A 7,345-nucleotide genomic window follows, 5' to 3' on the forward strand; every position below is an offset into this window, starting at 1 on the left:
AGCTCTATTTTTTAATGATTCAAGGGGGGATCACGATGGCGAAGATTCATCATTGCATTGATGTTGGAATGATGGCTGTTCAAAACCCCACCCTACCAGGGCTTCAGAACGATTTTGTGAATATCTATACAGGCGATTCTGTCAGTGCGTACCAAGCTTGTAATCGTTTGCATTCTTACGGATATGATTTCGATACTTCAAACAATTGGGGAGCGGCTGGCGCTAACAGAGCAGAGAGAAATGCGATCGCGTGGGCGAATTACGTTAAAACCATTGAGAACGCTAACAACCAAATCGGCAATGGCAATCTCAAAGGTATTATCTCTCGTCCTCTGACGGGCCTATATGTTGAGCGAGGGTGGAGCTTGCCAGAGCTAGATAGCTATGTGCGTTATATCTGTGATAATCTCACGTCTGCACAGAAGAGCTTAGTTGCTGGTTGGTATTTGGACGATGATGGACTTCCCAAGAAGGACACTCACACAGTTCAGAAATGGAAGGAGGTCATAAATACTGTGCACACCGCCCAGAAATGCAAAGGGGTCAACTGGCCATTCTTCTGGGCGGATGACATCGACGGTGATATGTTCTGGTATCTTGATGAACAAGGTTGGCACCACCGCATCCCAGACAAGCTGAAGGATTGGGTCGACGCTTTCCCTTCCGATGCAACACCTATCTTCATGCCCTACTACTATCCGTGGTCAGCCAACAACTGGAAATATACCGTTTGGCCACCGTGGAGGAAATGGCAGACGTTCATGAACAATCTCAACGATGTATTCCCTGTTACAAGTTACCCAAATCTGAAATTCCAACCTGTCTTGGAAGCCTGGCAAAAGAAACAACCGGATGGCTCCTCACTTCCTAAACCGGGGCATGTAGATATGCACAAGCAAATTCGTGTGGTTCTCAGCCAAGTACGAGTCAATGGGATTTGGTTCCTCGGATGGTACATGACCCAGACGGAACAACCAAAAGCAACAGAGTCCGGTTGGGCGAAGAATAACTGGACACAATCGGATTCCCCCTGTTGGGCAGAAGCTATTCAAAATGAGCCCGAAGCTCAAACTGAGGGAATCTCTGATGCAATTCCAGGTTCTAACCAGATTTTGCAGAATTATCCCAATCCGTTCACCCATAAAAGTGATGATACAGGTGGTACGCGTATTCCCTACCACTTGGCTCAACGAGCAAGTTTTCAGCTTAAAATTTACAACGTCAACGGCCAATTGGTTCGAACCATTGATGAGGGATATACAGGTATATCCCCTCAAGGGAAATTCGAGAATGGAACTGAGACTCAAGGACCTGTATTGAATGGGACTTCTGCTTATTGGGATGGTAAAAATAACCAAGGTGAAATCGTCTCAAGCGGAACTTATTACTGCTATCTGGTAGTTGATGGGGTTAATTATGGACCGATTACCATGACTAAGCAGTGATGATGGAGTAAGCCATGCGGAGATTTAAAGTCGCTTTTGATGATTCCGTAAAGGTCTTTGTAGGATCTTTGCTGTTAGCAATATGCCCTTTGCTTACATTGGCTGAAAGCCCATGGATGCCAGTTCATCCCGGCAATCCAGCGTATAAATTCGCCGGAATAGAGATCGTGCATTTTCGAGATTCACATACAGGCTGGGCAGCGGGTAAGGATAGTTGGTCTGGTCAGACGCTCCTTCTTCGCACCACCGATGGTGGACTAACCTGGCGGGAAGAACTGACAGATTTTCCCTATGAACGAGCTTTTTTCATCAGCCCTTTGGAGGGATGGACGTTCCGCGATAGGCCATTCCGCGGTTGGGCGTTAAGAGCTCCCCTGATGGAGGAGATTGAACTTTATCATACAACGGATGGCGGGCTGAGCTGGCAATTACAAAAGGGGAAAATCGTCAATCTCGCCTATATCAGTAAAATAGAGCCTGAAGAACCCTTCGAGTACAGGGTACTGACAAAGGTTTATTTTCTAGACTCACAGAGGGGATGGTTACTCGGTTTTGTGAACTCTGATAAGGGCGTGCGAGGGAAAAATATTGCAGAATGGGTGGCGGGGAACCTATTTTTATTCACCAACGATGGTGGCAGGACATGGAGAGGGCGGATTGACGTCTATCCCACAGGCCTTGTTTGGCATGACCCCGGTGGTATCTCTTTTGGGGCGCCGGAAGATATCGATTTTGTCAATCATAAAGATGGATGGATTTTAGCAGCGACAAGGTGGATATACCGGACAAGCGATGGTGGCAGAACATGGAAGAGGTTAGAGACAGGTTATCCTCCTGGCTTCATCATGAAAGACATAGATTTCGTGGATACCCGGCATGGGTGGATTGTTGGGAATAATGTTGTCTTATTCACACAAGACGGTGGGCGTACTTGGACTAACCGATCTCCTGACCATGATAGATGCACCTATGAACTCCTTTATTTCACAAGTGCCGGGGAGGGATGGGTGGCAGGGTATAAGTCGGCTCCTCACCAATGGAAATATTGGATTCTTCATACAGCTGATGGTGGCAAAACTTGGAAAATTGAATGGGAACATAATGACTGGATATCCTATCTTGGATATGATTTAGCAACGAGGGTTCTGTGGGTTGGTGGACAACCTGGAATCTTGTTGAAGCGAGCTGTGAAGGTGGTTACTCCAAGAGGAAAGTTACCTACTTCCTGGGGAAAGATAAAAATTAGGGCGTCATGATCATCGACATTGTCATGCCAATTGAAGAGGGACGCCATATCCCTCAAGAGGTCCTGGGAGGAATCCTTCAGCAGGGAATCCCTTTTCGCTTGTGGGTTTCCACCCGCTTTTCCGGAGGCCAGTATGCCGATGCCCGCAACCAGGTCAAACAATATGGGAAATCGGAGTTCGTGTTAATGTTAGACAATGACATAGTTCTCCCACCTAAAGCATTAGAGCGAATGATCGAATTCCTTAAAACTCATTCAAATTATGGAGCCATTGCTCTTTGTAAGCATCCTCAACTAGGTTTTAAAACTGAAGAGGATTTTCTACAGGCCGAGCATGTAGACATGTCATGCGTTTTGTTCCGTAAAGTGGTCCTAGATCAGATCACCTTCGTAGACCATCGTAATGCAGGGAAAATCGGTAGAAAACAGCTCGCAGGGCAATGCGAATGCGCTAACTGTTGTTTTGATATGCGTCAAATGGGATGGGAAATCGGTTTCCTTCCATATGTTTACGTTCAACATCTTCACGATTGAGCTTTCTTCGGTATTTCTTCCCTTATGCTGGGCCGGTTTCTCGGATACTGATAGGTGGTAGATATCATCCTTCCCCCGGTATCTCGTTTCCCTTTGAGACGCCCGCGCTCTGGAAGGTGGCCATCTCGTTGACCATCTTAACGGCAGCGTCTATGGATCGAAAGGGCCAACCAAGTTGAAAGCCCTATAGTCCCATTTACCCCGTTCAAAAGCTTGACATGTGGTGATAGTTAAGTATACTATACTTCCGTAAAAATCTAAACAGCGGAGAAGCCAAGCTGACTGCTGATAGCTTCTGGACAGGGAGAGGAGGATGGGTTATTCCCCAATAAGATCTCCCAAAAATGGGTGCACTTCAGGAATTACCAAGAAGAAGGTGATCAGTATGCCCAAGCTGTCGAAGAAGGGACAGGTCACTATACCCAAAAAGATAAGGGATATCCTGGGACTCAAAAGGGGTGACACGGTTGAGTTTATCCTTCAAGACGGAAATTGTATTCTGAGGAAGAAAAAAGTTGTCAGCCTCGATAAATGGATAGGGGCTTTAGGTGAAGGGAAAACTGATGAGATCATCAAGGAGATGAGAGGAAGGTAGAAATTGACCACGGCGGTGGACACGAACATCTTTCTGGATATTCTCCTCGCCGATAGAAGGTTCGTCGATAGATCAAGGGAGAACTTGATAAGGGCTGGGGAGGAAGGGAGGCTGATCATATGCGAGGTAGTGATGGCGGAACTCTCATCTGTATTTTTCAGAAGAGGGAGAGGGGAAAGTGACATCCTCTCCTTTCTCTCTGATATCGGGGTAGAGCTTGTCCCATCAAGTGTTGAGTCGCTCTTCAGAGCCGCTGAAGCCTGGAATCTGTATATATCAAGGAGGGGGAGAAACATCATCTGTCCTGAGTGTGGAAGGAGCTTTGATGTTAGATGTCCTGACTGCGGGAGGATAGTCGTCTGGAGGCAACATATAGTAACGGATTTTCTGATAGGAGCTCATGCTCTCTTACATGCTGATAGGCTCCTCACGAGGGATAGAGGATATTACGGCTCCTACTTCCCCGAACTTCAGGTTATGTATTGAGCCGGTTTCCCGGGTGATAGGTAGTAGATATCATCTCTCCTCCGGTATCTCGTTCCCCTTCGAGACGCCCGCGCTCTGGAAGGTGGCCATCTCATTGGCCATCTTAACGGCGGCATCTATGATCGAAAGGGCCAGAACCCCGCCCGTCCCCTCGCCCAGCCTCATATCGAGATCTAAGATCGGCCTGAGCTGGAGCCTCTCAAGAAGCACTGCATGTCCCTTGACCGCGGATCTATGTCCGGCGAAGAGATAATCGCTCAGGTTGGGATCGATCATATGAGCGATACATGCCGCTGCGGTCGTCGGGAAACCGTCTATCACGACGGGTTTGCCTCCCTTCGTCATCCCCAATATGAACCCCGCCATCTCGCCGAAGCAGTAGCTTCCGACCTTCGTCAGGATGTCCATCGGATCGTTCGGATCGGGTTTGTTGAGCTCGATCGCCCTTAGGACAGCACCGCGTTTCTTCTCAAGCCCGGCCGAATCGATCACCGTCCCAATGTCCAAGACGTCCTCCATCGGTATCCCCATCGCCACTGCGATGGCGGTGGCGGTTGTGGTGTTTCCTATCCCCATATCGCCCACAACGGCGATATCAACCCTCTCTTTCAGGCATACTGAGGCTATCTGTCGGCCGTATTCGAGCGATAGCTCCGCCTGCTCAGGCGTCATCGCCGGGCCTTTCGTGAAATTCCTCGTGCCTTTCCCCACCTTCCCGATGATCAGCTTCGGGTGGGGCTCGAACTCGGCGTCCACACCGGCATCGACCACAAACACCTCGGCTCCCACGTGTCTGGCGAAGACGTTTATGGCAGCTCCTCCCCTCAGGAAGTTATACACCATCTCCCTGGTGACCTCCTTCGGGTAAGCCGAGACACCTTCCTCAACCACGCCGTGGTCGCCCGCGAAGACGTATACCCTTTTCCTCTCGAGATATCTCGGCTTGACCGAGTCGTGGATGAGGGCGATTTTGGCGGCTATCCTCTCAAGCTCGCCAAGACTGCCTATGGGTTTGGTGAGGTTGTCGATGTGATCCCATATATGCTTTTCAAGCTCGACGTTGCGCATCTTTCGACCTCCTTATATCGAGTCGTTCATATTTCCCTCAGCTCAGGAGCTATATTCCCCGATCCATTTAAGATAACCCACCTTTCCCCTCAAGGCATTATATAACCTCCTATCAGCAGTGAAAAATCGACAGCTTATCTTCTCCGCAGCAGCCAGATAGACGCTATCATATACCGATCTATCGTAAACGAAAGCGAGATCTGTCGCCCTCAACACGAGCTCCTCAGCCCCTATCGTCTCCATACTCAGCTCCAACACCTCCTCTACGAACTCCCTCGCGCTCCCATCATCTATCCTGCCCATCCTGACCGCAACCTTCATCCCGTTTGAGATCTCAACGAAGAACAGATCGGGGACCACCAGCTCAATCCTCCCCCGGCTGAAATCGAGGAGCATCGTTCGAGCCTGATCGACGTACTCCTCATCATCGAGCTTCCATTTCAGGGCAACGCTCGCATCTGGCACGATCACACCCTCTTCCATCTCTCCTCCCTTCCTATCCTGATAAGCTCATCCGTTGTTAGACCTTGAAGTTTGAAGCTTTTAGAGAGGATTCTCTCGGCTGCCCCTTTGCGTCGGGGCAAATCCCGTTGAGTGGTTTTCACCCTGCGAAGCTGGATGAATTTCTCAAGCGCCTCCTTTGTTATCCTATATGTCGGCTTTTTCTTTCCCAGGCTTATGTTTATCACCTCCAGCTGCCCGGTTTTGATCCAATTGAAGACTGTTCTCCTAGTAACCCCTAGCTTACGGGCGATATCGCTGATGGAGTATGCCTCCTTTTCCATTCCGAATCACCTCCTGCAGCAATTCTACACTATCTTTCAACATTTCTCAACTTTGGAGCTGCGAAGGAAGTCCCGTAGACGGGAAGCACGTATCTTCCGGACCTCCTTCACCTTCCCAACGCTTAAAGGATCGATCTCATCCCCAATGTACGGTTTCTCGACAAGCTCGCCGAAATAGCTGTTCGGGCCTCCCAGTCTCACCTTAAGTGCGCCGGCAAACGCAGCTTAACCTCTAAGCGTGAAAGGGATAGGAGGTTGATCGTCAGCATAACTACACCCAAAGGAAATATGAGCGATCCATTCACGATGCAGGGCGGGGATATCCGAGGAGAGAAACAAAAATCCCCGGCTTTCAGGGAAAACCGGGGATCGAAGATCTATCCCACAGCTTCCCATCGAAAGCTGTGAGACTCCTCAGTGCAGGCGGGTCTCCCGGCTTACGGCAACCTCTCCTCGCCTTCCCAGAGGGCTTAACGGGCCCTCCAGTGGCTTTCGAGAGGAGAGGTTAACGCCGATCACGGTGGCGGGGCCGCGGCGGATTTTCACCGCACTTCCCTATTCTCCGGGTTATCCCCGGCACCTGCACCTGCGTCGTATCTCGTTTTTCGTGAACACGAGGATTATACACAGACCTCCCGGCCAGGTCAATAAACATTCCGGTTTGGTATTCTCTATAGATGACGGTAATGGTATACTTACTATCGATACCCACCTCGATAGGAGGAAGAGTATACCGACACGATATCCGCTGCCCCCACTGCGGCTCTAATTGGTGTATCAAATACGGTCATGCCAATGGCAAACAAACCTATCGATGCAATGATTGCTTTCACCGCTTCACGCCTGAGGCGGCTCGACATGTCTATCTGAATCATATCAAGCAACAAGCGATCCGAATGTATTGCAAAGGGATGAGCAGAGCCTTGCAGGTCAAAGCAGGCACGGTCTATGTATGGATTAAAAAAAGCCCACTGGGCGTTGAGAATAGTCGGGAGGAGAAAAAAGGAGTTGAAGGATCAAACAGTGAAGGAGATCACCTTGGATGAGATGTGGACATACGTGGGAGCACGCAAGGGAGATAAGAGAAATAGCATCTGGATCTGGACTGCTGTTTTGGATGGCAAGAAGGTGATCTTCCAGGTGGGGGATAGGAGTGAAGAGACCTTCCTTCGGCTGTATGATCAGA

General features: G+C 49.4%; 8 protein-coding genes and 1 riboswitch. Of the genes, 5 read left to right on the top strand and 3 right to left on the bottom strand.

The genetic code is table 11. The features are described from left to right. Window positions 1–35 precede the first annotated feature (35 nt). The 5 genes from J7M22_07380 (at window position 36) to J7M22_07400 (ending at window position 4,306) form a co-directional block, all read left to right on the top strand. Window positions 36–1,445: a hypothetical protein gene (locus J7M22_07380; protein MCD6506434.1), complete on the top strand. Its 1,410-nt coding sequence runs from the start codon at window positions 36–38 to the stop codon at window positions 1,443–1,445. 14 nt (window positions 1,446–1,459) lie between these two features. Continuing rightward, window positions 1,460–2,701: a hypothetical protein gene (locus tag J7M22_07385; protein ID MCD6506435.1), complete on the top strand. Its 1,242-nt coding sequence runs from the start codon at window positions 1,460–1,462 to the stop codon at window positions 2,699–2,701. Beyond that, window positions 2,698–3,225, top strand: a complete 528-nt coding sequence (locus J7M22_07390; protein MCD6506436.1) for a glycosyltransferase — start codon at window positions 2,698–2,700, stop codon at window positions 3,223–3,225. Before J7M22_07385 ends, J7M22_07390 begins: the two co-directional genes overlap by 4 nt. 385 nt (window positions 3,226–3,610) lie before the next feature. Beyond that, window positions 3,611–3,820, top strand: coding sequence for an AbrB/MazE/SpoVT family DNA-binding domain-containing protein (locus J7M22_07395; GenBank protein MCD6506437.1), 210 nt, complete (start codon window positions 3,611–3,613; stop codon window positions 3,818–3,820). 3 nt (window positions 3,821–3,823) lie between these two features. Next, entirely contained in the window at window positions 3,824–4,306 is a 483-nt protein-coding gene (locus J7M22_07400) for a type II toxin-antitoxin system VapC family toxin (protein MCD6506438.1), read from the top strand. 30 nt (window positions 4,307–4,336) lie between these two features. Here the strand turns inward: J7M22_07400 and cobT are convergent, their stop codons facing one another. Genes cobT through J7M22_07415 form a run of 3 tightly spaced genes read right to left on the bottom strand, consistent with a single transcriptional unit; the run spans window position 4,337 to window position 6,159 of the window. Next, window positions 4,337–5,374 (bottom strand): nicotinate-nucleotide--dimethylbenzimidazole phosphoribosyltransferase, encoded by a 1,038-nt coding sequence (cobT, locus tag J7M22_07405; GenBank protein MCD6506439.1) that lies wholly within the window; start codon window positions 5,372–5,374, stop codon window positions 4,337–4,339. 42 nt (window positions 5,375–5,416) lie between these two features. Then, entirely contained in the window at window positions 5,417–5,857 is a 441-nt protein-coding gene (locus tag J7M22_07410; GenBank protein ID MCD6506440.1) for a type II toxin-antitoxin system VapC family toxin, read from the bottom strand. Next, window positions 5,842–6,159 carry a helix-turn-helix domain-containing protein gene (locus J7M22_07415; protein ID MCD6506441.1) on the bottom strand — a complete coding sequence of 106 codons (318 nt, stop codon included), beginning with the start codon at window positions 6,157–6,159 and terminating at the stop codon, window positions 5,842–5,844. Before J7M22_07415 ends, J7M22_07410 begins: the two co-directional genes overlap by 16 nt. A 404-nt stretch (window positions 6,160–6,563) precedes the next feature. Continuing rightward, window positions 6,564–6,758: riboswitch (cobalamin riboswitch) on the bottom strand. Window positions 6,759–7,345: the final 587 nt, after the last annotated feature.

The sequence above is a fragment of the Candidatus Poribacteria bacterium genome (genome assembly GCA_021162805.1).
GTDB lineage: Bacteria > Poribacteria > WGA-4E > B28-G17 > B28-G17 > JAGGXZ01.

What these genes read in the sequence shown, in the direction of transcription:
- J7M22_07380 (MCD6506434.1), top strand. Translation starts at nt 36, where the DNA reads ATGGCGAAGATTCATCATTGCATTGATGTTGGAATGATGGCTGTTCAA.
- J7M22_07385 (MCD6506435.1), top strand. Translation starts at nt 1,460, where the DNA reads ATGCGGAGATTTAAAGTCGCTTTTGATGATTCCGTAAAGGTCTTTGTA.
- J7M22_07390 (MCD6506436.1), top strand. Translation starts at nt 2,698, where the DNA reads ATGATCATCGACATTGTCATGCCAATTGAAGAGGGACGCCATATCCCT.
- J7M22_07395 (MCD6506437.1), top strand. Translation starts at nt 3,611, where the DNA reads ATGCCCAAGCTGTCGAAGAAGGGACAGGTCACTATACCCAAAAAGATA.
- cobT (MCD6506439.1), bottom strand. Translation starts at nt 5,374, where the DNA reads ATGCGCAACGTCGAGCTTGAAAAGCATATATGGGATCACATCGACAAC.
- J7M22_07410 (MCD6506440.1), bottom strand. Translation starts at nt 5,857, where the DNA reads ATGGAAGAGGGTGTGATCGTGCCAGATGCGAGCGTTGCCCTGAAATGG.
- J7M22_07415 (MCD6506441.1), bottom strand. Translation starts at nt 6,159, where the DNA reads ATGGAAAAGGAGGCATACTCCATCAGCGATATCGCCCGTAAGCTAGGG.